Origin of the sequence: Microvirga sp. 2TAF3 (assembly GCF_052114965.1) — a bacterium.
In the GTDB taxonomy this organism is placed as follows: Bacteria; Pseudomonadota; Alphaproteobacteria; order Rhizobiales; family Beijerinckiaceae; genus Microvirga.
The window spans coordinates 19,704-46,270 of the sequence record NZ_JBFRFT010000008.1 but is presented as its reverse complement, the minus strand read 5'-3'; the positions used below and the strand labels follow the sequence as shown (position 1 = coordinate 46,270).

At 63.6% G+C, this 26,567-nt stretch carries 20 protein-coding genes; 12 read left to right on the top strand and 8 right to left on the bottom strand.

Annotation, left to right across the window (positions count from 1 at the left end):
* Position 1 precedes the first annotated feature (1 nt).
* Genes AB4Y97_RS10150 through AB4Y97_RS10140 form a run of 3 tightly spaced genes read left to right on the top strand, consistent with a single transcriptional unit; the run spans position 2 to position 2,814 of the window.
* Positions 2-802 (top strand): ABC transporter ATP-binding protein, encoded by an 801-nt coding sequence (locus AB4Y97_RS10150; RefSeq protein ID WP_441998922.1) that lies wholly within the window; start codon positions 2-4, stop codon positions 800-802.
* Positions 803-810: 8 nt separating this feature from the next.
* A complete protein-coding gene (locus tag AB4Y97_RS10145) occupies positions 811-2,139 on the top strand; it encodes an MlaD family protein (RefSeq protein ID WP_441998921.1) in 1,329 nt (442 codons plus the stop codon).
* 24 nt (positions 2,140-2,163) lie between these two features.
* A complete protein-coding gene (locus AB4Y97_RS10140) occupies positions 2,164-2,814 on the top strand; it encodes an ABC-type transport auxiliary lipoprotein family protein (RefSeq protein WP_441998920.1) in 651 nt (216 codons plus the stop codon).
* Between the two features lie 165 nt (positions 2,815-2,979).
* Here AB4Y97_RS10140 and AB4Y97_RS10135 read toward each other — a convergent pair whose 3' ends face one another.
* On the bottom strand, positions 2,980-7,791 hold the full coding sequence (locus AB4Y97_RS10135; RefSeq protein WP_441998919.1) for a hypothetical protein: 4,812 nt from the start codon (positions 7,789-7,791) through the stop codon (positions 2,980-2,982).
* Between the two features lie 318 nt (positions 7,792-8,109).
* On the opposite strand from AB4Y97_RS10135, the gene AB4Y97_RS10130 reads away from it, so the two are divergent.
* The gene (locus tag AB4Y97_RS10130; RefSeq protein ID WP_441998918.1) at positions 8,110-8,430 is read left to right on the top strand and encodes a 2Fe-2S iron-sulfur cluster-binding protein; all 321 of its coding nucleotides are present in this window, start codon (positions 8,110-8,112) and stop codon (positions 8,428-8,430) included.
* Between the two features lie 119 nt (positions 8,431-8,549).
* Complete coding sequence (locus AB4Y97_RS10125; RefSeq protein WP_441998917.1) at positions 8,550-8,975, top strand: universal stress protein; 426 nt, start codon at positions 8,550-8,552, stop codon at positions 8,973-8,975.
* Here AB4Y97_RS10125 and AB4Y97_RS10120 read toward each other — a convergent pair.
* From AB4Y97_RS10120 to AB4Y97_RS10095, 6 genes are all read right to left on the bottom strand, one after another.
* Entirely contained in the window at positions 8,972-9,541 is a 570-nt protein-coding gene (locus AB4Y97_RS10120) for a hypothetical protein (RefSeq protein ID WP_441998916.1), read from the bottom strand. The two genes, AB4Y97_RS10125 and AB4Y97_RS10120, sit on opposite strands and share 4 nt — an antisense overlap.
* Before the next feature lie 3 nt (positions 9,542-9,544).
* Positions 9,545-10,720 (bottom strand): vWA domain-containing protein, encoded by a 1,176-nt coding sequence (locus AB4Y97_RS10115; RefSeq protein ID WP_441999049.1) that lies wholly within the window; start codon positions 10,718-10,720, stop codon positions 9,545-9,547.
* Between the two features lie 52 nt (positions 10,721-10,772).
* Positions 10,773-12,641: a cation:proton antiporter domain-containing protein gene (locus tag AB4Y97_RS10110; RefSeq protein WP_441998915.1), complete on the bottom strand. Its 1,869-nt coding sequence runs from the start codon at positions 12,639-12,641 to the stop codon at positions 10,773-10,775.
* Positions 12,642-13,745: 1,104 nt separating this feature from the next.
* Positions 13,746-15,437, bottom strand: a complete 1,692-nt coding sequence (locus AB4Y97_RS10105) for an arylsulfatase (protein ID WP_441999048.1) — start codon at positions 15,435-15,437, stop codon at positions 13,746-13,748.
* Between the two features lie 606 nt (positions 15,438-16,043).
* A complete protein-coding gene (locus AB4Y97_RS10100; RefSeq protein ID WP_441998914.1) occupies positions 16,044-17,333 on the bottom strand; it encodes a cystathionine gamma-synthase family protein in 1,290 nt (429 codons plus the stop codon).
* 62 nt (positions 17,334-17,395) lie between these two features.
* The gene (locus tag AB4Y97_RS10095) at positions 17,396-18,202 is read right to left on the bottom strand and encodes a hypothetical protein (protein ID WP_441998913.1); all 807 of its coding nucleotides are present in this window, start codon (positions 18,200-18,202) and stop codon (positions 17,396-17,398) included.
* Between the two features lie 134 nt (positions 18,203-18,336).
* Between AB4Y97_RS10095 and AB4Y97_RS10090 the strand changes: the two genes are divergently transcribed.
* From AB4Y97_RS10090 to AB4Y97_RS10075, 4 genes are all read left to right on the top strand, one after another.
* Complete coding sequence (locus AB4Y97_RS10090) at positions 18,337-19,182, top strand: AAA family ATPase (RefSeq protein WP_441998912.1); 846 nt, start codon at positions 18,337-18,339, stop codon at positions 19,180-19,182.
* Positions 19,183-19,189: 7 nt separating this feature from the next.
* On the top strand, positions 19,190-19,717 hold the full coding sequence (locus tag AB4Y97_RS10085) for a SixA phosphatase family protein (RefSeq protein WP_441998911.1): 528 nt from the start codon (positions 19,190-19,192) through the stop codon (positions 19,715-19,717).
* Between the two features lie 185 nt (positions 19,718-19,902).
* On the top strand, positions 19,903-20,733 hold the full coding sequence (locus tag AB4Y97_RS10080; protein WP_441998910.1) for a cytochrome b/b6 domain-containing protein: 831 nt from the start codon (positions 19,903-19,905) through the stop codon (positions 20,731-20,733).
* On the top strand, positions 20,717-21,493 hold the full coding sequence (locus AB4Y97_RS10075; RefSeq protein WP_441998909.1) for a molybdopterin-binding protein: 777 nt from the start codon (positions 20,717-20,719) through the stop codon (positions 21,491-21,493). The genes AB4Y97_RS10080 and AB4Y97_RS10075 overlap by 17 nt, the downstream gene beginning before the upstream one ends.
* A gap of 110 nt (positions 21,494-21,603) precedes the next feature.
* On the opposite strand, the gene AB4Y97_RS10070 is transcribed toward AB4Y97_RS10075, so the two are convergent.
* Positions 21,604-22,005 (bottom strand): VOC family protein, encoded by a 402-nt coding sequence (locus AB4Y97_RS10070; RefSeq protein WP_441998908.1) that lies wholly within the window; start codon positions 22,003-22,005, stop codon positions 21,604-21,606.
* A gap of 440 nt (positions 22,006-22,445) precedes the next feature.
* Between AB4Y97_RS10070 and AB4Y97_RS10065 the strand changes: the two genes are divergently transcribed.
* The 3 genes from AB4Y97_RS10065 (at position 22,446) to AB4Y97_RS10055 (ending at position 26,524) form a co-directional block, all read left to right on the top strand.
* Positions 22,446-23,369, top strand: coding sequence for a formylglycine-generating enzyme family protein (locus AB4Y97_RS10065; RefSeq protein ID WP_441999047.1), 924 nt, complete (start codon positions 22,446-22,448; stop codon positions 23,367-23,369).
* A 115-nt stretch (positions 23,370-23,484) separates the two neighbouring features.
* The gene (locus AB4Y97_RS10060) at positions 23,485-25,104 is read left to right on the top strand and encodes an arylsulfatase (protein WP_441999046.1); all 1,620 of its coding nucleotides are present in this window, start codon (positions 23,485-23,487) and stop codon (positions 25,102-25,104) included.
* Between the two features lie 340 nt (positions 25,105-25,444).
* Entirely contained in the window at positions 25,445-26,524 is a 1,080-nt protein-coding gene (locus AB4Y97_RS10055; RefSeq protein WP_441998907.1) for a hypothetical protein, read from the top strand.
* The last annotated feature ends 43 nt before the right edge of the window (positions 26,525-26,567 follow it).

Genomic DNA, 26,567 nt, shown 5'->3' with positions numbered 1-26,567 from the left:
GATGCTCGAGAGACGCCATCCCATCCCCGTCAAGGACCGCGAAGTGGTGATCCGCGTACGCGACATCGAGGTCGGCTTCGGGGAAAAGACCATCCTGAAAGGCCTCGATCTCGACGTTTATCGGGGCGAAATCCTTGGTTTCGTGGGCGCCTCGGGACAGGGCAAGTCGGTCCTGACCCGGGCGATTCTCGGCCTCGTGCCGAAGCGGGCGGGCACCATCGAGGTGCTGGGGCAGAATCTGGACGAATTGTCGCCTTCCGAGCGGCGGCTCTTGGAGCGACGCTGGGGTGTTCTCTTTCAGCAGGGCGCCTTGTTCTCGGCGCTGACGGTGAAACAGAACGTGCAGGTGCCGATGCGGGAGTTTCTGGATCTGTCGGAACGGCTGCTGGACGAACTCGCCATGCTCAAGATCGAGATGGTCGGCCTGAAACCCGATGCGGCGGACAAGCTGCCCTCCGAGCTGTCCGGCGGCATGATCAAGCGCGCGGCGCTGGCCCGCGCCCTGGCGCTTGATCCGGACATTCTCTTCCTCGACGAGCCGACCTCGGGCCTCGACCCCATCGGTGCCGGAGAATTCGATGAGCTTATCGCTACGTTACAGCGGACTTTGGGGCTTACCGTATTCATGGTAACCCATGATTTGGATAGCCTTCACACGGTCTGCGACCGAATCGCGGCCCTTGGAGAGGGTAAAATTCTGGCGGAAGGGCCTATCGAGGCGATGCTCGCATCGGATCATCCTTGGCTCCGCGCCTATTTTCACGGGAAACGGGCTCGCGCGGTCTCGGCCGGTGGCGCGTAAGGTTTGTGATGGAAACGCGTGCGAATTACGCTTTGATCGGGTTGTTCACGCTGGCGGTGATCGCGGCGGGCTTCGGTTTTGTCTACTGGTTCTCCGGTGGCGATCGCGGACAGGCGCGCCAGGCCATCCGCATCGTGTTTTCCGGCTCCGTGTCCGGCCTGTCGAAAGGTTCGACCGTTTCCTTCAACGGTCTGCGCGTCGGCGAGGTGACCGATATCAACCTTCTCCCCGAGGACCCGCGCCGCGTCGTCGCCATCGCTCAGGTTGAGAACGGCACCCCCATCCGCACCGACACCCGGGCCCGCCTCGAATATCAAGGTCTCACAGGCGTCGCGACCATCGCATTGTCCGGTGGTGAACCCAACGCCCCTCAGCTTGTTGCCGGTCCGGGGCAGCCCTTGCCGACGATCTTCGCCGATCGATCCGATTTCCAGGATCTCATCGAGACGGCCCGCAACATCGCCCGGCGCGCGGATGACGTGCTGGAGCGGGTCGGCCGCGTGATTTCGGAGAACGAGGGCTCCATCAACCGCACGGTGCAGAACGTCGAGCGCTTCTCGCAGGCCCTTGGCGAGAACGCCGAAGGCATCGACCGCTTCCTCGCGCAGGTCGGGCAGGCGGCCGAGAAGGTCGGTCCGCTGGCCGAAAAGCTCGAAACCCTCGCGACCAATCTCGACGAAATGGTGCGCTCCGTGGACCGCCAGCGCGTTTCGCGCATCGTCGAGAATGTGGACAATTTCACGCAAGGCCTCAGCGAAAGCCGTAAGGACATCAACGACGCGCTCCGCGATGCGGCGGCCCTCGTTGCCCGCCTCAACGAGGCGGCGCCGAAACTCGATACGGCTCTGGATGACATCAATAAGCTCGCCAAGGCGGTCGATCCGGTCAAGATCGGGCGCACGGTCGACAACGTGGATACCTTTACCCAGACCCTCAGCCGCCGCAGCCCCGATGTGGACAAGGCGATCACGGAGGCGCGTTCCATCACCGAGAAGCTCAACAAGTCGGCCGACCGCATCGACGCCGTGCTGGTTGCCGCGGAGAAGTTCCTCGGTTCCGCCTCCGGCGAAGAGGGCAAGAGCGCGTTCGAGACGATCAAGGAGGCGGCCACTTCCGTCCGTATCCTGGCCGACAATCTCAACGAGCGCACCACGGGTGTTCTCACCGGCCTGGGACGATTCTCGGAGACGGGCCTGCGCGAATACGAAGCCTTGGCGGTGGAGGGCCGGAAGGCGCTCAACGACATCAGCCGCGCGGTCCGAAGCCTGGAGCGCAATCCACAGCAGATTATATTCGGTGGCCGCCCGTCCATACCCGAATACAATGGGCGCCGTTAAGCTTTAAAGATGTGTAGGTCCTCCGTGTTCCCCACCCCCATCGATCGGGCCAGACCACTTCTGCGCCTTACGCCGGCACTGCTTCTCACGATGCTTGCCGGTGCCTGCGCCGCGGGACCGCCCCCGACGACGTACGACCTGTCGGCGCCGACTTCCCGCATCCATGGTGCCTCGGGCGTGCAGGTGCTGGTCAACGAGCCCGCCGCTCTTCAGGCTCTCTCGACCCAGCAGATCATCGTGAAGGACGCTTCGGGCGCGATCTCTTTCCTGGGCAACGGCCAATGGTCCGACAACCTGCCCCGGCTGATCCAGACGCGCCTGATCAATACCTTCGAGAATTCCTCGCAGATACGCGGCGTTTCGCGGCCGAGCAGCGGCGCGGTGGGCGATGTGCAGCTCATTTCCGAACTCCGCAACTTCGAAATCGCGACGCCGAGCAATGAGGCCGTCGTGGAGATCGCAGCCAAGATCGTGAACGATGCGAACGGGCGTATCCTCAATGGACGGATTTTCCGCGCTCGCGTTCCCGCTGCGGCCGTCGATGCGGCCAACGCCGCCCGCGCTCTCGACGAGGCTCTGTCCGTCGTGATGCTGGATATCGTGCGCTGGGTCAGCGGGAACAGGCTTCCGAGGCGGGAAGAGGTGAGCCAGGCGGCCAATCAGCCTCCGACCTGAAACCAAGCCCCCTGATCGAAGTTACGCTTCTCTGTCATGGCCGGCCTTGAGCCGGCCATCGATGTTTCAGAGTGGCGTGCAGGCACGCTGGGAGCAGCCGGCACCAACTGAAAAAMGCGGCCTTTGGGGCCGCGTTTTTCAGTTGGTGCCTGGCTCTGTTCCGGTTCAGTCGAACCGGCCGCTGGCATGGGCCAGCATGGTGTAGACCTTGCCGGTCTCCGAGGTCAGGTAGGTCTTGGTCAGCATGGAGTCCCTGTCGTCGCGGGAAACCTCGGCGAGCAGGCGCTCGAATTCTTCCACATAGCGGTCGACCGTCTGCTTGAACTCCGCGTCGCGCCCATACTTGCGGCGGATCTCGTCGAAGGTCTGCTGGCCCTGGATCGTGTAGAGGCGGCGGGTGAACACGTTGTGTTCGCCGCGCTTGTAACGGTCCCAGAGCTCGACGGCCGCGTCGTGATCGATCATCCGGGCGATGTCGACGGAGATCGAATCGAGGGATTCGAGGCTGTTGACCCGTGAACGATCGGGGCGGGACGGCGCGCGGGCATGTTCCGCTTCCTCATCGCGCGAGGCGCGGTTCAGAAGATCCGACAGCCAGCCACCGCCACGACCGGCTTCCCGGGCCGGTTCCTCGCGACGGAGGACCGGGCGCTCGGCCGCAGGCGGAGCCTGGCGAACCGGAGCCGGAGCGGGCGCAGGGGGCGCAACCGGGGCAGGGGCCGGAGCGGCTTTCGGCTCGACATGGCGCGCTACGGTCGGTGCCGGAGTCGGCGCGGGAAGCGTCGGTGCCGGAGCGGGACGCTGCTCGACAACCGCCGCGACCGCCGCGACAGCCGCCTCGTTGACCCGGCGGGGTTGAGCGGCCGGGACCGTATCGACCACGCGGTTCGAGCGCGAGACAAGAGCGGAGAGCTCGTTGAGTGCCTTGATCTGGTCGGCGACGACCCGGCGCATATTGGCCGTGGTCTCCTGCGTCTCCTGCGGCAGCTCGACGACCCCGCGACGGAGTTCCGCCCGCGTCGTCTCAAGTTCGCGCTGGATCTGGCCGGTCATGCCGCGCAATTCGCCCATGGTATCGCGGAACTTCGTGGTGGCGGCGTTCAACGCCGCTGCCATCTCGGTGGCGGCTTGCTCATAGGCCGTGCGCAGGGCGGCTGCAGTCCGCTCGCCTTCCGCTCCCGTCGAGGTGCGGATGCGTTCGAACTGCTCTCCGATGGCATGGCTCGTCGCCTGGGCGGAATCGGCCAGCACGGAGCCGATCTGGCGGGCCTTGGCCTCGGCGTTCTGCAGGGACCCTTCCACCATGCCGGTAAAGGTGCGCGTAACAGATTCCAGATCCTCCGACCGGCTGTTGATGCGGCCGAGAAGGTCGTTGAGGGCCTCCTCGCGGCCGGAGAGGGCCGAGCTGATGCGGGTTTCCGCACGCTCCAGTGAGCTTGCCGCGTCGGTCAGGGTCGTGAGTTGCTCGCGGATGCCGTCGGTCAGCGCACGGCCGCGCTCCTCGAGGGCGAAGGCCAGTTCGGTGGCCTGCTGGATCGCGCCGGACGACACGGAGCGAAGGGCCTCGACCTGATCGGCGACCTGATCGGAGGCGCGGCCTGTCTGGGCTGCGATTTCCGACAGAAGGCCTTCGATCTGCTGGACCCGGCCGGCAAGGCCGTCCTCGATGGCGCCGAGATTGCCGCTGGCGCTCGTTGCGACCTGCTGAAGCAGGCGATTGGCGTCCTGCAGCCGGCCGAGCACTTCGGAAAGCTCGCCGCGCAGGCGCTCGTTGGTGCCGACGAGTGTGGAGACGGTGCGCTCCGTCCCTTCGTCGATGGCGACGCGCATGACCTCGGTGGACTGCATGTAGGACGAGGTCAGCTCCATGGTGCGCTCCTGGAGGGAGGCCAGCATGGTGGTGCTGCGATCCTGCAGGCTATTGATCACCGCATTGCTGCGCTCTTCCAGATTGCGCAGAGTCGTGTCGCTGATGGTAGCGACCTCGCGGCCGATCAGGCTGCCGCGCTCGCCGAGGCTCTCCACGAGGGAGGTGCCCTGCGTATCGAAGATGTCGCGGATCTCGCCGATGCGGTTGCCGAGTGAACCGAGCACGGTCTGGCCCTTCTCCTCGATTGCTTCGGCAACGCCGGAGAGGCGGTTGACGACGCGATCCTCGAAGAGGGCGACCCGCTGATCGAGGGTCGTGGCGATTTCCTCCGCGCGGCTGCCGAGGGTCGCGTTGATCTCCGTGGCACGGCTGCCGAGGGTACGGTCGATCTCGAAGGCGCGGGCGCCGAGGGTTTCCGTGATCTCGCCGGCGCGGCTGCCGAGGGCCTGTTCGATTTCGGCGGCGCGGGTGCCGAGCGCTTCGCTGATTTCGCCGGCCTTGGCCGAGAGCGTCTCGGCGATCGTTCCGCTCTTGACGGTGATGACTTGGCTGATTTCGTCCACGCGGGCCTGGAGGGCGCTCGCCACGTCGCGGCCGCCTTCGGCCATGACCCGGGCCATCTCGCCGGTCCGTACCACGAGCGCCTCGTTGAGGGCCGAGGAGCGGGTGCCGAGGGCTTGGTCGACACGCTCGACGATGGTGTCGAAATTCGCAGTGATCTCCGACGTGCGACGGGTAGCATGCTCTTCGAGAGCCGTGAGCTGGGTTTCGATGGCGCCGGTCGCTTCGCGGGCGCGTTCGGCGAAGGACTCCGCCATCGTGCGGCCCTGCACGGTGATGAGGCGATCCATCTCCTCGAAGCGGCCGCTGATCGTTTCCGTCAGGCTGCCCACATCGCGGGAGATGCGCTCTGCCAATTCGCCGCCGCGGCCCATGACATCCTCGAAGGCGGTAAGGCGGGAACCGAGGGTTTCCTCCATCTCGCGGCTGCGGGTCTCGACAGTCTGGGACAGGGTTTCAGCCGTCCGGTTGAGAGCCTCGTTGACGCGCGCGCCCTGAGTGGCGATGGCGAGGACGATGTCCTTGCCGGTGCCGGCCAGGCGTGTCTGCGCCTCGTCCGCATGGTGGGTGAGGGTTTCCGAAAACTGCTGGCCACGGGTTTCGAATGCCGACTGGAACTCGTCGACCTTCGCGCCCATGAGGGAGGTGATCCGCTCGCCCATCTCCGAGAGGCTGCCTTCAAGAGCCTGGCCCTGAACGGTGACGGTCTCGCTGACGCGCTGGCTGGCGGTCTCAAGGCGGGCGGCAAGGTCTTCGACCCGGCTGCCGATGGCTTCGTCCGCAAGACGGACGGCACCCTCGAGCTGCTCGCGCACTTCACCGCCGCGCTGGGAGATTTCACGGGTGACATCGGCCGCAGTGGTCGCGAGACGCTTGCGGAACTCGCCGCCGCGCACGACGATCTCATCGACGACCTCGGCGCCGGTTGCGGCCAGCTGTTCGCGCAGAGTGCCGCCCCGTGTCGTCAGATCCTCGATGAAGGATGTCGCCGTGTTGGCGAATTCGTTGCGCAGGCTGCTTCCGTTGGTGGCCAGCTCCTCGATGATCGAGGAGCCGGTGGAGGCCAGCTGTTCGCGCACGGTGCTGCCGCGCAGGACGATCTCTTCGCCGACGGCCGTGCCGGCCGCCGCGATCTGATCACGCATTTCCGTGGTGCGGGCCGAAATGTCGTCGGCGATGACGCCGCCGGTTGCAGCAAGCTTCTCGGTGATCTCGCTGCCGCGCTGGGCGAAGCTTTCCTCAAGGGTGCGGGCGGTGTGCTCGAAAGCCTCACGCACGTCGTTGCCCTGCTGGGCAAGGGCGTCGATCACGCCGCGGCCGGTTTCGGCGAGCGTGCGCGTGACCTGGCTCGCGCCGTCCTGGAGATGGCGGGTCAGCACGTCGCCGGTCCGCTCGAAAGCGCCGGTGATGTCCTGCGCCTTGCCCTCGAGGGCGGTTGTGATGTGGGTACCGACTTCGGCGATGCCGGACTTGATGTCCTCGCTCGCGCCGGAGAGGCGATCGACCAGCTCGACGCCGCGGCTCGCCATTTCCTCGACCACACGCTCGCCGGCGCGGCCGAGGGCCTGCGTAATCTGCTCGCCGCGCTCTTCGAGCGAACCGGTGACGCGGTCGCCAGCGCCGTGAACGGCGGAAACGACCCGCTCGGCCGCCGCATCGAGGTCCTGCGTGAGATTCTGATGAGTGCCGGTAATCGCGCTGCGAACGCGCTCGGCATTGGTGACGATGGCCTCGCGCTGCGTGACGAGTTCGTCGATCAGGGAGCGGATGCGGATCTCGTTATCCGTATAGGCGCGCTCGAGGGTGGAGATTTCGCTGCGGACCAGGGTCTCCAACTCGCCAGCACGGGCAAGGGCGCGCTCGACACCGTCGCCGACGGCAGCCACTTCGCGGCGCACGGCCTGGGAGACGGAAAGCACCGCATCGGTGGAGAAATTTTCGGGCTGAGCCAGACGCACGGCGACTTCGCCTATCGCGCGGGCGACCTGCTTCATCTCCTGCGAGCGAACCGTGAGCATGGCCGCAATGAAGAAGAGGAGGATCGGAGCCACCAGCACGACAGCGGCGATGGAGAGCTGCGCCATGGTGTAGGCGGCGAGCAAATGCTCGACCGTGGTGATGCCCTGCGAATAGACAAGGAAGCCTGCACCGCCGAGCCAGAGGAGGGAGGCGAGGGTGGCGATGGTGTAGGGGCGCCGGGATGAACGGACTTGAAGCGCCTGAAGCATCACGCCGACATTCTGCCGGTCGTCGTTGGCGACGGCGTTCCGGTCGGGGGCGACAAAGCCGGAACGGGACGTCTCGTCCTGCTTGGCGTCGCGGGAATCGGAACGGCTCATCGGGATTTCGGCATCGAGGTCGGCGAAGGGACCGCGTGTGAAATCGTGGTCGTCGATGTCTGGAAGCTTGGGATCGCGTGCGGGCGTGGATTCATCCGACTGGTCGACCGATAGCGACGGAAGTGCATCGTCCAGGTTCAATGCCTGTTCGACAGCCGACAAGGCCGCCTCTGCCGGGTCTTTCATCTTCTTCTTCTCGGTCGCCATGATCGCCCTCGTGACGCAACAGAATGGTGGGTAAGGCTGCTGCATTCGCCAGTAACAACGCAGATGCACAGACTTTATCCGAGCCGCAAAACCGCCTTTCGGTACTTACGTTCGGTAACCTGCCATTTACCAAGTAAGTCTAGCGGCCGGACGAGGGGATGGAAACCCAATGTCCCGTGCAACTTGCTAACGTCGTTAACGGCTCAGTAACCAGCAGTGCGGGGTAAATTGCGGCAGGAAAACGGCAGGGCGCCACGATCGTCTCTCGTCTTCCTGCCCATGCTTGATTAAGTATGCGCCGAGAGGCAGAGGTCAGCAATGGTCAAGATCACATACATCGATCCTGAAGGGACGGCCCGCACCGTCGAAGCCGAAGAGGGCTCGACGGTCATGGAGGCCGCGGTCAGGAACGGCATTCCCGGCATCGAGGCCGAATGCGGCGGAGCCTGCTCCTGCGCCACATGTCACGTTTATGTGGACGAGGAGTGGGAGGATGCCGCCGGCTCGCCGCAGCCGATGGAAGAGGACATGCTCGATTTCGCCTACGATGTTCGTCCGAACTCGCGCCTGTCGTGCCAGATCCGGGTCAGGTTCGAACTCGACGGCCTCGTAGTTCGCACTCCCACACGGCAGGGTTGAAGAAAGCCCATATTATGGTCTGATGGAAGTTAAGGCCGCGCCGGGAATTCCCGTCCGGCCTCTTTTCCTAGGATTTTCGGCCACCATTTAATCCGCAAACGTTCAAGAGGGGCACATCCATGTTCAAGACGATCCTCGTTCCCGTCGATCTGGCAGAGGTCGAAGCCGCCAAGCCTGCCATCGACAGGGCCGTCGAGCTGGCCCAGGTCTGGGACGGCACCGTCCGTCTAATCTACGTGCGCTCGATCGTGCCTGTGACCTACATGGAATTCATGCCGCCGACCTTCGACGAGGAGCAGCAGGGAGAGGCGGAAAAGAAGCTGGCCGATCTCGCCGCGAAAGTGAAGCTCCCGGCCGAGCGCGTCTCGGCGGTGGTGCGTTTCGGCTCGACCTATACCGAAGTGCTGGACGAGGCCGAAAAGACCGGGGCCGATCTCATCGTCATCGGCTCGCACCGGCCGAGCATGGCAACCTACCTCCTCGGCTCGAATGCCTCCACCATCGTGCGCCATGCCAAATGCTCTGTGCTGGTGGTGCGGGCCTAAGATTCGTTCGGCAAGAGTTCCACGGGTGGCGCTTCGGGGCGGAAGGAGCGGGGTTTGTTGAGCCTTACCATCGGCTCCAACTGCCAGACGCCTACCGCGGCGAAGAGTCCTCCCATCAGTGCAATGCTCGTCGCATCCATCTGGAGGGCGCGCCAGATCAGATAGGCCATGGCGATGAGGGAGCCGAGGGCGAAGGTCGCAGTCGTGATCCATATCAGCCACGGCTTGCCTGCCACGAACCGTGCATCCGGATTGGCGCGGGCGATGGCCTCGAACAGCGCCTGCGCGAAGGCCCGATATTCCCGGGGTAGGGATTCCGCCTCCACGAGGTTCTTCCAGTTCAGCGATGTGAAGGTGAAGGTCTTGCCGTCCTTCATCCGGATCCTGGTCCGGAACGCTTTCTGCGCGAACCGCCCCGGCTCATAGGTCATCCGTACCGTTTCGACCGCCCCGAGCCTGACCTCATGGACCTTGCGGCCGGAATCGACGATCAGCCTGTCGCCCTTGAGGGTGAACTTGATCGGCCCGCCGACCGGGCGGGGGCTATGCTCGTAGATTTGGGCCATTCCTTAGCGTACCAATTCCCGCATCGCCTGATCGATGCCTTCGAGAGTGAGCGGATACATGCGGTCGGAGAAGATCTGCCGCATGAGCGCGATGGATTGCGTATAGCCCCAATGGGGCCGAGGCACCGGGTTCAGCCAGATCGCCTTGGGAAAATGATGGACGATCCGCTCCATCCAGACCCGGCCGGGCTCCTCGTTCCAATGCTCCACAGAGCCGCCCGACATCGCGATCTCGTAGGGACTCATGGAGGCATCGCCGACGAACACGATCCGATAATCGGAAGGGTAGGTGCGAATGACGTCCAGCGTCGGGATCTTCTCGTCGAAGCGGCGGCGGTTTTCCTTCCACACATGCTCATAGACGCAGTTGTGGAAATAGAAATGCTCGAAATGCTTGAATTCGAGCCTCGCTGCCGAAAACAGCTCCTCCGCCGCCTGGATATGCCAGTCCATGGACCCGCCCACATCCAGGAAAAGCAGCACCTTCACCGCGTTGCGGCGCTCCGGTCGCAGGCGGACATCGAGATAGCCCTTGTTGGCGGTCTCGTGGATCGTCTCGTCGAGATCGAGTTCCTCCACCGCCCCCGTACGGGCGAAACGGCGCAGGCGGCGGAGCGCAATGCGCATGTTGCGCACACCGAGCTCGACATCGTCGTCGAAATCCTTGAACTCGCGCTTGTCCCACACCTTCACCGCCCGGGAATTGCGGCTCTTGTCCTGGCCGATGCGGATGCCTTCCGGGTTGTAGCCATAGGCGCCGTAGGGCGAGGTGCCGGCGGTGCCGATCCACTTGTTGCCGCCCTGATGGCGGCCCTGCTGCTCCTTGAGCCGTTCCTTCAGCGTCTCCCAGAGCTTGTCCCAGCCCAGCGCCTCGATCTGGCGCTTCTCTTCGTCGGTGAGATGGCGCTCGGCAAGCTTGCGCAGCCATTCCTCCGGAATCCCGGCCTTATCGACGGCCTGGCCCAGGCTTTCAAGTCCCTTGAAGACATGGCCGAAGACTTGATCGAAACGGTCGAAATGGCGCTCGTCCTTCACAAGGCAGGCGCGGGACAGGTAGTAGAACTCCTCCACCTTCTTGTCGGCGAGATCCTCGTCCAGCGCTTCGAGAAAGGACAGGTATTCCCGCAAGGATACGGGAATTTTGGCCGCGCGCAGCTCTGTGAAGAAGGTGAGGAACATCGCGCCAGTGTCCGGCAACATCCATTTAGGTCAAGCGCAATCGGCGAGGGGCTTACGAACCAGTCCGCGTCGCGGGTTCGCTGGCCGCAGGCTCATCGACGGCAGGGGGCGGGGGCTTTCCCACGGTCCGTCTGGCCCGGAATTCGGTGCGGCCCGGATCGCGCTTGGCGCTGCTTTCCTTGCTGCTTTCCTTGAGGATGGTCCTGAACTCGTCCCGCCGCTCATGGATCGAGGCGATGACGAGGCCCATGGGAACGCCGATATCGGCTAGCACCGCCTCGCTCAATTGCAGGGAGGCTTCGATGGTCTCGGGCACGGCATCGTCCACGCCGAGCTTGTAGAGTTCCGCCGCATGGCGTGCGTCCCGGGCGCGGGAGACGATGGTGATGTCGGAGCGCTCCTTGCGGGCGGCACTGACGACGGCCTCGATGGAGCTGCGCGTGTCGAGCGTGATGACGAGGGCCAGAGCCCGGTCGATGCCGCAGGCGCGCAGGAATTCGGGATATGAGCCGTCTCCGAAAAACACCGGTTTGCCGGCCCGGCGCTCGGCAGCGACGCGGGCTGGGTCCAGGTCGATTGCGAGATAGGGCACCTTGTGCCGCTCCAGCATGTCGCCGACGAGCTGCCCGACGCGCCCGTAGCCTGCGATGATGACGCGGCCGATCTCGTCCGGCGGCGGGGACACCGCGACGATGGGATCCAGCGGGCGGCGCTTTTCGAGCCTGCGGCTCAGCCGCCGCCCGAGCCGGGCGAGGAGCGGGATGACGACCATGGTCAGGGTGATGACCAGCAGCAGGTTCAGGCCGATGCCGGTCGGCACGAGGCCGGCGATCATGGCGCTGCCGATGATGACGAGGCCGAATTCGCCGCTGGGGCCGAGCAGCAGGCTGGTCTCGGCCGCGTCCGACGCGCTCAAGCCGAAGGGCCGTCCGAGGATGAAGATGATTGCGCCCTTGATCACGATCACGATGGTCGCGGCTGCGAGGATCAGGGCCGGCGCTTCCAGAAGGCGCGAGAAATCGAGATTCATGCCCACCGAGACGAAGAACACGCCGAGCAGCAGCCCCTTGAACGGCTGGATCGTCACGTCGACGGCGCGGCGATATTCGGTCTCGGACAAAAGGACGCCGGCGATGAAGGCGCCGAGCGCCATGGACAATCCGCTGACCGCCGCGATCAGGCTGGTGACGAGCACCACGAGAAGGCACGCCGCCATGAAGAGTTCGGGGCTCTTGGTGGCCGAGACGAGCTGGAAGAAGGGTCGCAGCACGACCCGCCCCAGCCCGACCAGAACCGCGAGCGCCAGGACCGCCTGCAATAGCGCCCAGGCGAAGGAGGCCATGGTGACCTCGGGCTGACCGGTATCGAGCACGGCGATGGTGAACAGGATGGGAGCTACCGCGAGATCCTGAAACAGGAGCGCCGAGAAACTGGCGCGCCCGGCGGGCGTGTTCAGCCGTTTCTGCTCCGCCAGCACCGGGATGACGATGGCGGTGGATGACAGGGCAAAGGCGAGGCCGACGACGGCCGCTCCCGTGATCGTGCCGACGAGATGCAACGCAAGGGCGCCGAGGACCACCGCGCAGATGGCCACCTGCAGGGAGCCGAAGCCGAAAACGAGCCGCCTGAGCGTGCGCAGGCGCTGCCAGGACAATTCGATGCCGATGGTGAAGAGCAGGAACACCACGCCGAACTCGGCCAGGTGCGACGCATCCTCCTTGTTGGTGAAGGTGATCCAGTTCACCCAAGGGTGCGCGGGAACGAAGCGCCCGAGCCCATAGGGTCCGAGCAACGCACCCGCAGCGAGATATCCGAGGACCGGGCTGATCCTCAGTCTATGGAAAAGGGGAACGACGATGCCTGCCGTTGCGAGAAAAAGAATAGGTTCCTGATATGAATTTAGATTTATCGCGACTGCCATAAGCTCCGTCCGGTTCAGGCCATCATGGGGATAGGAACGGCCCGAGCGCAAGGTTGAATTCTGTGCATGTTGAAAAGCTTAGCTTCATATCGATGCACAGAGGATAAACTGCGGCAGAAGGCGGCGAGGGTGCGGCCTTTTTCAACACGTGCGCCGTTCTTCCGGCGTCTGTGTCATCCCGGCGAGCCAAAGGCGAGGGAAGGGGATCCACCTCCAGCATGGCACTGATGGATTCCCTTCTCCTCCGCTGCGCTCCGGTCGGGAATGACAGTGGAACACTGGGAAAAGGAGCGACTCCGAAGCGGCTGTTCAAAAGAAGTCAAAGAGCCAGCGCCTTCGGGCTCGGGACCGCAAAAGGCCCCAAGCCTGGAAGGTGATCGAGGGTGGCGCGACGTGCGGTCCGGCTCGATGATGGAAGGGAGAGGGGGAAGAGCCGGAGGGCACCTCGCGCACGGTTTGTTTAGGCGGACAGGCGGCGCTGGCTCAGCGATTGCCCGCAACGGACACCGCTTTCAGAGAAGCGGGCGGTCGCGGACCAACCGTGACGCCAGGGCTTGAGCCTGGGCCTCCCGCCGGAGAAGGCTGCGTAAACCCCACCCGCGAGACCGTGCCCGACCCCACAATCACGACGCCTCGCGAGCGCGCCCCTCGGTGGGCCGGGACAGCACCAACATGGCTCAGATTGGGAATAATGTCAAGAACAAAAAAAGAACATGCTCTTAGGGACTGGGAATGCATGCAAGGCGCGGTCAGCAGCTCTCGGAGGATTTGCTCTACTTCCGTTCATGACCCATAGCTGCCGTTTAGGCTCCCGAATTCGACATCAAACGTTCACAGGTTCAAGGTTTCACCCGATGGCCCACCTGGGCATTGGAGGGGTGAACCGGGGCGGACGGATCTTAGGCTGGAATGCGCTGACTTGTCTTTCGCTCTGACTTGGCCGGGCCGCCCCTGGATCCGTGCTGCGACCCGCGGCGCCGATTGGCAGCTCAGGGCCCAGGTGCAGTTCCTGTTCCCGAAATGACCGCCGCAGCAGGGGAGACATTTACCCCGAGCTTGGCCGCGAACGGGCAGTTGAGGCCAACTGCCCGCTGCGCGTGTCGCCTAGTTGCCCGGCTTGTTCCGCACCGCCTGCTCAACCTGCCGCTTCACGGCCTCCAGGTTGAAGGATGCCGGGTCCTGCATCGGCGGATAGTCGATCGCCGTTGCCGCCAGCTTTGCGACCTCCTGCTGGACGGAGACGAAGCGCCAGAACTCGCGAGCGTAGAAGTCGTTCATGTAGCCGCCACCGAGATCGTTGAGGCTTTGGCCGCCGATCGACGGCGTGCGCTCGAACGGATCCTGACGAATGTTGACCATGACCGGCATGTCCGTCGTGACCTTCGGTCCGGGCCAGCCCTCCGGCTGCTGGAAGAACTGGAACTTGAAGTCGTCGATGCGGATCGCCCCGAGCTGCGGCCCGCCGAAGTAGAAGAACTCATGCCGCGCCGACGGCCCATTACCTTGCAACAGCGCGAGCTGGTTGTAGCCGTCGAGATGGTTCTTGTAGCTGCGGTCGCCGAGCTGAACGCCTTTCAGGAGCTGGTCGGTGATGTCCGGGTTGCCGGCGGCGGCGAGCAGTGTCGGGAACCAGTCGAGCGCCGAGAAGATGCCGTTCTCGACCGTGCCGGGCTTGACCTTGCCGGGCCAGCGGATGATCGTCGGGACGCGGAAGCCTCCTTCATAAACTGTACCTTTGGTGGCCTTAAACGGGGTCATGCCGCCGTCGGGCCAGGTGAACACTTCGGCTCCGTTGTCGGTGGTGAACACGACGATCGTATTGTCGGCCTGGCCCGCATCCTCCACGCATTTCAGCAAGGCACCGACATTGTCGTCGAGCTGCGCCATACCGGCTTCCTCAAGCCCGTAGTTGCTCTGGCTGTTCATCAGGGCCTGATATTTAGGCGACAGGAACGTCCAGACGTGCATGCGGGTCGTGTTGTGCCAGACGAAGAACGGCTTCCTGTCGGTCTTGGCCTTGTCCATGAAGTCGCACGACGCCTTGGCCAGCACCTCGTCGAAGGTGGTCATGTCGTACTTCGCCTTCGGCGTGATGTCGTGCATGTTCGGGACGTTGGTCATGTTGGGATAGGGCGCGAGCGGTCCCTCGTCGACGATCCGCTGCTTGCCGATCCGCCCCCAACGCGGCTGCTCGGTCTGATCGTCCGTGTCGGTCGCATAGGTGTGCAGCAGGTTGCGCGGGCCGACCTTGTCGCGATAGGACTGGTCGTCCGGGAACGAATACCAATAGGGGTCCGACATCGCGTCGAGGTGGTACAGGTAGCCGAAGAACTCGTCGAAGCCGTGCAGCGTCGGCAGATACTTGTTGAGGTCGCCGAGATGGTTCTTGCCGAATTGGCCGGTGGCGTAGCCCTGCACCTTGAGGGCAGAGGCGATCGTCGCGGCCTTGTCCGGCATACCGACATCAGCGCCCGCTTGGCCGACGGTGGTGAGCCCGGTGCGCAGCGGTATCTCGCCAGTGATAAAGCTCGCCCGACCCGCCGTGCAGCTCGCCTCGGCGTAGTAGTCGGTGAACATCATGCCCTGCGACGCCAGCCGATCGAGGTTCGGCGTCTTGCCGGACATGATGCCCCGGTGATAGGCGCCGATGTTGAACCAGCCGATGTCGTCGCCCATGATGACAAGGATGTTCGGCCGTGCCGGCGCTTGCGCAGCGGCTGGCGTCACGGCGGCGGCAGAGACGAGCGCGGTGGCGCCCAACAGGACGGCCCGTGAGGCATTGCGCGCGTTGACCATTGCCGCCTCGAGCCAAGATCGTTCACTTGTTGAAGCCACGGGGAACTCGGTCGTTGGAATTGGCAGGCGCATGACATTCTCCCTCGGTCAGGTCTCCGGCGTTCTTGACCTAATGCGGCAATGTTCCACCGTGCTCAGCGAAGGATTCGCGAGATGGGCGAGTCCCGCTGGATGCGGCCTGAACCGCTCGCTCGCATTTCCGATATGGCTGGATCGGGGTTTCTATAGGACAATTGGCTGACGATTTGGGATAGCACTCGGAGTTGACGTCCTGAGAGGTCGTCATGTCCGGAGGGCGATGGGACTTGCCGGAGGTAGGACTCGCCGGTCGAGCGGACCTGCAATCTCGTGTAGCGGGCCTTGCGTCGCCAAGGGGTGGCTTCGAAGGCGTGAGGATGCGCGCTTCCCTCCCCCTGTGGGGAGGGATTGAGGGTGGGGGGGTCTGAGCTGTGAATTCTCAGAATGTAGTGCCGACACCCCCACCTCCAGCTCCTCCCCACAAGGGGGAGGAGAGCAGGTTGGCGCCAAACACCTCTCCCTGGATCTCGGGAACACACGAGATCCAGGGAGAGGTCGAGCGAAGCGCGGGAATGACGGTCTGTGGCCTTACCCCAGCGTTGCCAGGGCCTGCGAGAGGTCCGCCACCAGATCGTCCGGATGCTCGATGCCGATGGAGACGCGGATGGTCGCGTCGCTCACGCCGAGGCGGTCGCGGGTGGCTTTCGGCACGCCGGAATGGGTGGTCGAGGCGGGGTGGGAGATCAGCGATTCCGTTCCGCCGAGACTCACCGCCAGCTTGAACACCTGGAGCGCATTGAGCACCTTGAACGCTTCGGCCTCGCCGCCCTCCACATCGAAGGAGAAGGTCGAGCCCGGCGCGGCGCATTGCGCCTCGTAGACCCGTTTCGCCGCCGAGCCCTCGGGCAGATAAGCGAGGTGGTGCACCTTCGTGATCTTGGGGTGCTCGCTCAGGAACTTGGCGACAATCTCGCCGTTGCGGTTCGCCGCGCTCATGCGTAGCGCCAGCGTCTCCAGCGAACGGCCGATCATCCAGCAGGAATGCGGATCGAGCTGCGTGCCGATGGCCGAGCGCAGGAGGCGGACCGGCTTCATCAGCTCCTTCGAGCCGAGCGCCGCGCCCGCGATGAGGTCGGAATGGCCGCCGACATACTTCGTCAGCGAATAGAGCGAGATGTCGGCGCCGTGCTGGAGCGGCTTCTGGTAGAGCGGGCCGAGCAGGGTGTTGTCGCACAGGATGATCGGGCGATGCCCGTCCTGGGCCACGCCGATCTCCTCCGCGACGCGGCGGATCAGGGCGATGTCGACGAGGGTGTTGAGCGGGTTCGAGGGCGATTCGATGAGGATCACCGAAACCCGGCCCTTGCCCTGCGCCTCCTTGGCGGCGGCACGGATGCTTGCCTCGTCGACTCCGTCGCCGAAGCCGGCGGAGTGGATGCCGAGATTGGCCAGCGTCTTGGAGATCAGCGTCTCGGTGCCGCCGTAAAGCGGCTGCGAGTGCAGAATTACGTCGCCCGGCCGGGCGAAGGCCAGGATCGCCGTCGAGATCGCCGACATGCCGGAGGAGAAAAGAAGGCCAGCCTCCGTCTCCTCGAAGATGGCGAGACGGTCCTCGACGATTTCGGCATTGGGATGGTTGAAGCGGGAATAGACCAGGCCCGCGGTCTCGCCCTTCGGCGGCTCGCGGCGGCCGGCCACGTAATCGAAGAATTCCTTGCCGTGCTCGGCGCTGGTGAACACGAAGGTGGAGGTGAGGAACACCGGAGGCTTCACCGCGCCTTCCGAGAGGGTCGGATCGTAGCCGTAGCCGAGCATCAGCGTTTCAGGCTTCAGCTTGTGATTCCCGATGCGATCCTTGTGATAGCGCTTGTAAGCCATAGAAGGTCTCCCAATGATGAGCTTCCTTCGAGCTTATCAGCTCTCGGAACGCAAGGCTCTTCTCAAACCGATGTCTTTTCGCGGTTGTGTTGCCGCGCATCCCCTGCCGAGACCGGAGGCGCGGTCTGCGGCAGGAAAAGCACGGGCCAGCGCCTGTCCGCAGGCGTGCTGAGCCGCGAATCCACCGTCACCACACGCCACAGGCTCTGGTCGCGGGGACTGACCCAGGCAATGCCGCGATAGGGCGTTTGCAGGGCCAGCACCGCGATCCGCAGATCGACGCCCATCATGTCGAGGTATTTCAGGTGGAGGGCCGTCAGGCGGTGGAGCGCTGTCACGCTGTCCTGATCGAGAAGCCTGGGCTTTGCCTTCTTCGCCTTGTCGCCTTCCAACTCCAGTACGATTCTCGGCATCCAGCCATGGACGCCCAGTCTCGAATCTTTCGGCATGCTTCGGGTCGTGCCGCCGACGAAGGCGAACACGCAGGCCGAGGCGCATCTTCCCGGCTCGATCTCGACCTCGCCGTTGCGGATGACGGCACGTCCCACAACCGTATTGACCTTCAGGTTTCGCAGAATGCCTCCCAACTGGAGCGCAGCCCCCATGCTGCCGCCCGGCGAGTCGAACACGAAATAGATGTTCTTCTTGAAGCGGCCGCGCCAGACGAAATCGTAATAGGCTTTGATCGTCTCGTCGCCAAAAGAGCCTGACGCCTGCACGATGCTGCAATCCGCGCAGATCGAGGAAGCATCCAGGGCGACGAACGTCATGTCCTGCCGGGATTCCTCCTTGGGTTTCTGGGCCAAGGCAAGGCCGGGGGCGAAGATCAGTGACAGGGTAGCCAGGGTCGCGAACAGCAAATTGGGCATCGGGCATTGTCTCGGGTTTCCGCCATGCTCTCCCAATTGCCGCAAAATTGAAAGGGAGTTTCATTTTGCTTGAAGCGACTTGTCTCAATCGCTCTCTTTCCGCATCTTCATGGACAACGCAGAAAGGAACAGCGATGCGCTTTGCCGGCACCGACACGTATGTTGCGACCGAGGATCTGACGGTCGCCGTCAATGCCGCCATCATTCTGGAGCGTCCGCTTCTGGTGAAGGGGGAGCCGGGCACCGGCAAATCGGTCCTGGCCGAGGAGATCGCCAAGTCCTTGGGCGCGCCGCTCCTGACCTGGCATATCAAATCGACCACGAAGGCCCAGCAGGGGCTTTACGAATACGATGCCGTGTCCCGCCTGCGCGACAGCCAGCTCGGCGATCCGCGCGTGTCGGATATCCGTCACTATATCAAGCGGGGCAAGCTGTGGGAGGCCTTCACCTCGGAAACACGGCCCGTTCTGCTGATCGACGAGATCGACAAGGCCGATATCGAGTTCCCGAACGATCTCCTGCTCGAGCTCGACCGCATGGAATTCCATGTCTACGAGACCGGCGAGGCCGTGCGGGCGGCGCGGCGTCCCATCGTGGTCATCACCTCCAACAACGAGAAGGAGCTGCCGGATGCCTTCCTGCGCCGCTGCTTCTTCCACTACATCAAGTTTCCCGATGCCGAGACCATGGGGCGGATCGTCGAGGTTCATTATCCCGGCCTCAAGCGCCGCCTCATCGAGGAGGCGTTGAAGATCTTCTTCGACCTGCGCGAGGCGCCCGGTCTGAAGAAGAAGCCTTCCACCTCCGAGCTTCTCGACTGGCTCAAGCTTCTCGTCTCCGAGGATATCGGGCCCGAGCAGCTGCGCGAGCGCGATACCCGCAAGCTCATTCCGCCGCTCCATGGCGCGCTTCTCAAGAACGAGCAGGATGTCAGCCTCTTCGAGAAGCTCGCCTTCATCGCACGCCGGGAGGGTCGATAAGCGCATCATGCTCCGCCTTTTTCTCCTCAGACACGCGAAATCCTCCTGGCCGACAGGCATGCTCGACGTGGACCGGCCGCTCGCGCCGCGCGGGCGCAAGGCGGCGGTTCTGATGGGGGACTACCTCAAGGATGAGGGGCTTCTGCCCGATCTCGCTCTGGTCTCCCCGGCGAAGAGAACGGAAGAGACCTGGGACCTCGTCCAGCCCGCTCTCGGCGAAGTCGACAGCCGCCGCGAGCCGCGGATCTACGAGGCACCGGCCGGGCGTCTCCTCCTGGTCCTGCAGGAGGTGAACCCCAAGAAGCGCAATCTTCTGATGATCGGCCACAATCCGGGCTTCGAGGATCTCGCCAAACTGCTCATCGGCGATGGCGATCCGGAAGACTTCCGCCGCCTCGCCAAGAAATACCCGTCCGCCGGCCTCGCCGTCATCGACTTTCCCCATGAGAGCTGGGCGCAGGTCAAGGCGCGGAGTGGCCGGCTCGAGCGCTTCGTCACCCCCAAATCCCTCGGCGCGGCGGGGGAGGACGATTAGGCGGACGCCAAGGCCTCGATCACCGCCGAACGCTCACGCTTCCCGGCCCTTCTTCCGGTTCTTCTTCGGTGAGGAGCCCTTGCGGCACTTTGATCACACGGTCGTGTCGGGCCCTGTTGCATCCGCCGGGTCGCTCCAGGTGTATCGTCATTAGCGCTGGGCATCGATCGTGATGGGAGGTGGCCATGGTCAAGCCGCGCGAGGGCGTCATCCGCCGGCATTCGTTTGCCATCCGGATCACCCATTGGATCAACGTGCTGTGCCTGCTGATCCTTCTGATGAGCGGCCTCCAGATCTTCAATGCCCATCCCGCGCTCTATTGGGGGCAGGCTTCCGTCTTCGACGACCCGGTCCTGGCGCTGATGGCGGACGATCGGGGCGAGCGCGGCCTTGTCGGCATCACCAGGATCTTCGATCGCAACTTCGATACCACGGGAATCCTCGGAGCCTCCGTCGGGGCCGACGGGATCATGGATGAGCGCGGTTTTCCGAGCTGGATAACCCTGCCGAGCTATCAGGATCTGGCGACGGGGCGCCGGTGGCATTTCTTCTTCGCCTGGCTACTGGTCGTAAATGGGCTCGTTTATCTGCTCTACACCCTGTCGAGCGGCCATGCGCGCCGGGATCTTCTGCCGAACCGGTCCCAGCTGAGGCATATCGGGCAATCGATCTGGGATCACATGCGCCTACGCTTCCCCACGGGGGAGGAGGCAAGGCATTACAATGTCCTCCAGAAGATCGCCTATCTGACGGTCGTCTTCGTCCTCATTCCGCTGATGGTGCTGACCGGCCTCACCATGTCACCGGGAGTCGATGCTGCCGTTCCCCAACTCGTGACCATCTTCGGCGGCCGGCAATCCGCGCGCACGATCCACTTCATCGTCGCCTCGAGTCTGGTGCTTTTCGTCTTCGTCCATGTGCTCATGGTCGTGCTGTCGGGACCCTGGAACAATCTGCGCTCGATGATCACCGGCACCTATGTTCTCCCGGGAGGCTCCCTTGAGAAACGGCCCTGATCGACGCGGATTCCTGAAATGCACCGCCGCCATGGCGGGCACCCTGGCGCTCGGCGGATGCGACCGCCTGTCGGAGGCGCCCTGGTTCCGGCAGCTCCTGGACAGCGCCGAGAATGCGACACGGACGACCCAGAGATTCATCCTGGGCTCGGGGCCTCTCGCCCGCGAATATACGGAGGCGGATCTCTCGCCGGTGTTCAAGGCGAACGGCAGCGTCTCCGTCGGTGATCCCGATTACCGGAGGCACGCGGAGAACGCCTTCGCCGACTGGCGGATGCCGGTCACCGGGCTGGTGGAGAGGCCTCAGTTATTCTCCCTTGCCGACCTCCGGGCGATGCCCGCCAGAACCCAGATCACCCGCCACGACTGCGTCGAGGGCTGGAGCTGCATCGGCAAGTGGAAGGGCGTGCCTCTCAGTCAGGTGCTGGACAAGGTCGGCCTGCAACCGAGGGCCCGATATGTCGTGTTCTATTGCGCGGATACGCTGGAGGAGACCGAGGATGGAACGGGGCAATATTACGAGAGCATCGGCTTCGAGGATGCGTTCCATCCCCAGACGATCCTCGCCTACGACATGAACGGCCGTCCGCTCCCGATCCCGCACGGAGCACCGCTGCGCCTGCGGGTCGAGCGTCAGCTCGGGTACAAGATGGCCAAGTACATCATGCGGATCGAGCTCGTGGAAAACCTGGGGGCCATCGGCCAGGGCCGCGGCGGCTTTTGGGAAGATCGCGGCTACGAGTGGTATGCCGGGATATGACGGCGATGGGTTTGCCGTCGCCCGCCGATTTTCCGCGCCGGACGATGCTTTCTCTTTTGATGAGAGCATCGTGTGGCCGCAAAACCGGGTCCACTTTTCCGCACGATGCGCTAGGCCTGCGCGAGATTGAGCTGCCAGGACACACCGTACTTATCCGCGACCCAGCCGAACTTTTCACTGAACGGATATTTGTCGAGGGGCATGTAAACCTGCCCACCCTCCGACAATTTGCGGAACAACTCGTCGATCTCCGCCTCGGATTCGCAATTGACGAAAAGCGACATGGCGGGCGTGAACGTGAAATTGTGCTTTACGCTGCTGTCGATGCACATGAAATTCTGCCCATCGAGAGCGAAGGTGGCATGCATCACCGATCCCTCGGCACCGGCCTCTCCCGCCCCGTAGCGTTTGATGCTCGTGACGCTCGAATTCTTGAACAACGAAGAATAGAAATTCATCGCTTTTTCGGCCGTGCCCTCGAACATCAAAAAGGTCGTGATTTTCTGAGCCATATCCTCAGGTCCTTTCGTGCTGTGGAAGAAGGCTCATACGACTTGAATGAGCCAGATGATGCGCAGGCGCTCGGAGACGGCGGCTCATGGTCCGAACAGCCGAATGGAATCGACACTTTGAGGAGCTCGCTCCAGGCGAAGACCGTTTCGGGCCCGCTTCCGAAGAGCTTTCGTCATCCGCAATGAGTACTCCGCCGTTTCCCGATTGTCCCGGAACGCTAAGCCATCCTCCTATTGGATCAAGCTGAAATGACCATCTCATCACAGGCTTGAAATCCGATGGCCACTACTCGGCGCGCCGGAAAGACCTACTTCCCAACCGGTGAGATCGTCGTCGCGACCGATTGACCGGCTGGTCAGGAAAGAGGTTCGCCATGGACGTTGTCGATATTCCGCCCGCCGCTCCGACAATGCCTCGCAAGGAGCCGCCGCATCCCGACATGATCTGGATTCCGGGCGGCATGTTCCGCATGGGATCGGACCGGCACTATCCCGAGGAGGCGCCGGTCCATAGAGTGACGGTCGACGGTTTCTGGATGGACCGGATGCCGATCACCAACCGCCAGTTCCGCGCCTTCGTCGAAGCCACCGGCCACGTCACCGTGGCGGAGACTAGGCCCGACCCGAAGGACTATCCCGGCGCGCTGCCGCATATGCTCAAGGCCGGCTCGTTGGTGTTCAGCCCGCCGGATTATCCGGTTCCCTTGAACCATTTCAGCCAATGGTGGGCCTTCGTCCTCAAGGCGAACTGGCGCCATCCCTACGGCCCCGGCTCGTCGATCAAGGGGCTCGACGACCATCCAGTCGTTCATGTCGCCTATCAGGACGCCGAGGCCTATGCCCGCTGGGCCGGCAAGGATTTGCCGACGGAGGCCGAGTGGGAATTCGCCGCCCGCGGCGGCCTCGACGGCGCCGAATATGCCTGGGGCGATGACTTCACCCCTCAGGGCCGCCACATGGCCAATACCTGGCAGGGCGCCTTTCCGTTCCAGAACACGCGACAGGACGGCTATGAGCGCACGTCGCCGGTAAGCGCTTTCCCGCCGAACGGCTATGGCCTCCACGACATGATCGGCAATGTCTGGGAGTGGACGAGCGATTTCTACGCCCCCAATCATCCGGCCGATGCAGCCAAGCCCTGCTGCATTCCGGAAAACCCGCGCGGGGGTAGGGAAGATCGGAGCTACGACCCCTGTCAGCCGGAGATCCGGATCCCCCGCCGGGTGCTGAAGGGCGGCTCGCATCTCTGCGCGCCGAACTATTGTCGCCGCTACCGTCCCGCCGCCCGGCATGCGCAACCTGTCGATACTTCCACGAGCCATGTGGGATTCCGCTGCATGATCCGGCCGGAACGCAACGCGTAGAGAGCAGCCTCAGCCATGAAGGGAGGACGTCATGAGGGAAGCCCGCGATGCCGACAGAATCCACAATGGCGATCAAGCTCCGTAGGCACCCGTCGGGCGCCTGAACCGGCGCGCCCTGCTCCTTGCGGGCACGGCGCTCGCCGCATCCCTGGGGTCGGGGACGCGCATCGCGACAGCGCAGACGCAGCAACCTCAGCCACAGGCGCAACCGCCGGCGACGGGACGGCGGCCTAATATCCTGGTCATCTACGGCGACGATATCGGCCAATCCAATGTCAGCGCCTACACCTTCGGCCTGATGGGCTATCGGACGCCCAATATCGACCGCATCGCCCGCGAAGGCATGATGTTCACCGACTACTATGCCGAGCAGAGCTGTACGGCCGGACGTTCGTCCTTCATCACGGGGCAGACGACCTTGCGCACCGGCCTTTCCAAGGTCGGGCTCCCGGGCGCCGATCTCGGCCTGCGCTTTGAGGACATCACGATTGCGGAAGCCCTCAAGCCGCTCGGCTATGCCACCGGTCAATTCGGCAAGAACCATCTCGGCGACAAGAACGAGTTTCTGCCGACCGTGCACGGTTTCGACGAGTTCTTCGGCAATCTCTATCACCTGAACGCCGAGGAGGAGCCGGAAAACCCCGACTACCCGAAGGATCCGCAATTCCGCGCACGGTTCGGGCCACGAGGCGTGCTACGCTGCCGTGCTTCGGACACTGACGATCCGACTGTCGACCCACGCTTCGGTCGCGTCGGCAGACAGACCATCGAAGATACGGGCCCGCTGACCATCAAGCGGATGGAGACGATCGACGACGAAACCTCCCATGCGGCGGTCGATTTCATCCAGCGGCAGGTGAAGGCCAATAAACCGTTCTTCTGTTGGTTCAATTCCACACGCATGCATCTCTATACGCATGTACGGCCTGAGTATCTCGGACGAAGCGGCATCAGCGAATATTCCGATGGCATGCTCGAGCATGACGGTCATGTCGGGTTGTTGCTCAAGACGCTCGACGATCTCGGAATCGCGAACGACACCATCGTTCTCTACTCGACGGATAACGGTCCGCACATGAATTCCTGGCCGGATGGGGCCATGACGCCGTTCCGCTCGGAGAAGAACACCAACTGGGAGGGAGCTTTCCGTGTCCCGGCGATGATCCGGTGGCCGGGACGCATCAAGCCGGGGGAGATTTCGAACGAAATCGTCAGTGGTCTCGACTGGTTCCCGACGTTGCTCGCAGCCGCGGGCGATACGGGAGTGAAGGAGCGCCTGCTCCAGGGCTGGCAATTGGGCGGGCGAACCTACAAGGTTCATCTCGATGGATATAACCAGCTTCCCTATCTGGGCGGCGAAGACAGCAAATCTCCCCGCAAGGGTTTCTTCTATTTCGATGATGATGGCCAACTCGTTGGAGTTCGCTACGAAAACTGGAAACAGGTATTCTGCGAACAGAAGACGCCAGGGACGCTGGATATCTGGGGGGAGCCGTTCACGTGCCGGAGGGTCCCAAAATTGTTCAATCTCCGGATGGACCCGTACGAGCGGGCGGATATCACGTCGAACACCTATTGGGATTGGACCATTCGCCATGCGTTCTTGGGTGTGCCGACGCAGGCGCTCGTGGCTCAGTTCCTCGAGACGTTCCGGGAATTCCCGCCCCGGCAGAAGCCATCGAGCTTCGGCATAGACCGGATCATGGAAGAGTTGCAGACTCCGCAGAGCAACTGAATGAAGCCTGGACGCCAGCCGACAGACGCCGGCTGGTGGCACCTCCGGCCGAGAACGATACGAGACGTCACACGGGAATGACGCCTCTCTGCCATTCCCGCATATCGCTGATCGCGGACCGATCTCCCCTTCGCGCCGACGGGCCCTAAAGCCTCGGACCTAAAAATGGATTCCACTTTTAGGATCATCCGATGCTGTCTCTTTTGGTGAGAGCATCCTGTGGCCGCAAAACCGGGGCCACTTTTGCGCACGATGCTCTAGATGAACCTTCGGCGATGACCATCGTTGTGCCCGAAACATCATCGAGACTGCCCTGCATTCTCAGGGGCCTATCCGGATCATGCTGCCTCATACGCTCATCGCGCTCCTGCTGGCAGGCAGCGCCCTTTCGATCGATAAGCTGAACCTGGGCGGCGAGGGCCTGACGCAGGCTGATCGCGAGGGGCAGGCAGCGGCCGCCCAATATCAATCCGAAGTCCGTGCGGTGACCAACTGGCGGACCGAGACCGTCGATGCCCTGGAGCCGAAGCCCGTCGCCATCCTGGCAGCCCTGTTCAAGGCCGACCGTCCGATCGTCACGCGCTGCGTCAGGCTCAACAATTACTGGTGCATCAAGAGCGCCCGGTGGGACGGCGAGATCGGAAAGGACGACGAGGGCCATGTGGGCTTCGTCTCCGCGGACCGGGGAGCGGACGCCGCTGCGACGCTGCTGCGGCGCTACTATCTGGAATTCAACCGCAAATCCGCCCTCGACATCGTACGCCGCTGGGCGCCGGCCGAATGCAACGTCGCGACCGGAATCGGCGGTCTCGCGATTCTCGCGGTCAAAGGCATCGGCGGCACGGTCCGGGCACGCTGGCTTGCCTCGCATCGAGGCGTGAAGCTGACGGCGCAGGGGCCCTCCGGCAAGCCGGGCCGCGTCTCCATCGCCATGACCCCGAAGTCGACGCCGTCCCGCATACCGCTGTCCCGTGTTCCGGAATATCATGTGCCGGATATTGCCGTCGGCATGGGGGAGAGACCGAAGCCGAAAGCCAAGCCGGAACAGCCCCGAAGAGTGGCGGCTGCAAAGCCGGCTCCTCAACCCAAGTTGAAATTGGCCTCGGCGGCAAAGCCCCCGGCCGCGACGGCCTGTGCTCCCGACGAGCAGCGCCTGCGCAATTACGCTGCCCGGATGGTCGAAGAACTCGGCATCGGACCGAATGACGATCTCAAGCTTTTCCTGGAAAACGGAACGCCGCTGCCCAATCTGATTCCCGTGATGCTGGCCATGTCGTCCTTCGAGCTGGGCATGCTGCGCGCTAGCCCCGATCTGGTCGAGCGGGCCGTCCAGCGGGCGGTTGCGAAGGCTCAGGTCGACGCCCAGTTCAGCGGCAAGTCGAATGTCGCGGAGGAGAGGCCGACACGAGTCGCACGGTGACGATGTCTTGCGCGTCGCGGCTTCGCGCCCCACCTTCCAGCTT

Coding starts and splice junctions, on each gene's coding strand:
- AB4Y97_RS10150 (WP_441998922.1), top strand. CDS start 2: ATGCTCGAGAGACGCCATCCCATCCCCGTCAAGGACCGCGAAGTGGTG.
- AB4Y97_RS10145 (WP_441998921.1), top strand. CDS start 811: ATGGAAACGCGTGCGAATTACGCTTTGATCGGGTTGTTCACGCTGGCG.
- AB4Y97_RS10135 (WP_441998919.1), bottom strand. CDS start 7,791: ATGGCGACCGAGAAGAAGAAGATGAAAGACCCGGCAGAGGCGGCCTTG.
- AB4Y97_RS10130 (WP_441998918.1), top strand. CDS start 8,110: ATGGTCAAGATCACATACATCGATCCTGAAGGGACGGCCCGCACCGTC.
- AB4Y97_RS10125 (WP_441998917.1), top strand. CDS start 8,550: ATGTTCAAGACGATCCTCGTTCCCGTCGATCTGGCAGAGGTCGAAGCC.
- AB4Y97_RS10120 (WP_441998916.1), bottom strand. CDS start 9,541: ATGGCCCAAATCTACGAGCATAGCCCCCGCCCGGTCGGCGGGCCGATC.
- AB4Y97_RS10115 (WP_441999049.1), bottom strand. CDS start 10,720: ATGTTCCTCACCTTCTTCACAGAGCTGCGCGCGGCCAAAATTCCCGTA.
- AB4Y97_RS10110 (WP_441998915.1), bottom strand. CDS start 12,641: ATGGCAGTCGCGATAAATCTAAATTCATATCAGGAACCTATTCTTTTT.
- AB4Y97_RS10105 (WP_441999048.1), bottom strand. CDS start 15,437: ATGGTCAACGCGCGCAATGCCTCACGGGCCGTCCTGTTGGGCGCCACC.
- AB4Y97_RS10100 (WP_441998914.1), bottom strand. CDS start 17,333: ATGGCTTACAAGCGCTATCACAAGGATCGCATCGGGAATCACAAGCTG.
- AB4Y97_RS10095 (WP_441998913.1), bottom strand. CDS start 18,202: ATGCCCAATTTGCTGTTCGCGACCCTGGCTACCCTGTCACTGATCTTC.
- AB4Y97_RS10090 (WP_441998912.1), top strand. CDS start 18,337: ATGCGCTTTGCCGGCACCGACACGTATGTTGCGACCGAGGATCTGACG.
- AB4Y97_RS10085 (WP_441998911.1), top strand. CDS start 19,190: ATGCTCCGCCTTTTTCTCCTCAGACACGCGAAATCCTCCTGGCCGACA.
- AB4Y97_RS10080 (WP_441998910.1), top strand. CDS start 19,903: ATGGTCAAGCCGCGCGAGGGCGTCATCCGCCGGCATTCGTTTGCCATC.
- AB4Y97_RS10070 (WP_441998908.1), bottom strand. CDS start 22,005: ATGGCTCAGAAAATCACGACCTTTTTGATGTTCGAGGGCACGGCCGAA.
- AB4Y97_RS10065 (WP_441999047.1), top strand. CDS start 22,446: ATGATCTGGATTCCGGGCGGCATGTTCCGCATGGGATCGGACCGGCAC.
- AB4Y97_RS10055 (WP_441998907.1), top strand. CDS start 25,445: ATGCTGCCTCATACGCTCATCGCGCTCCTGCTGGCAGGCAGCGCCCTT.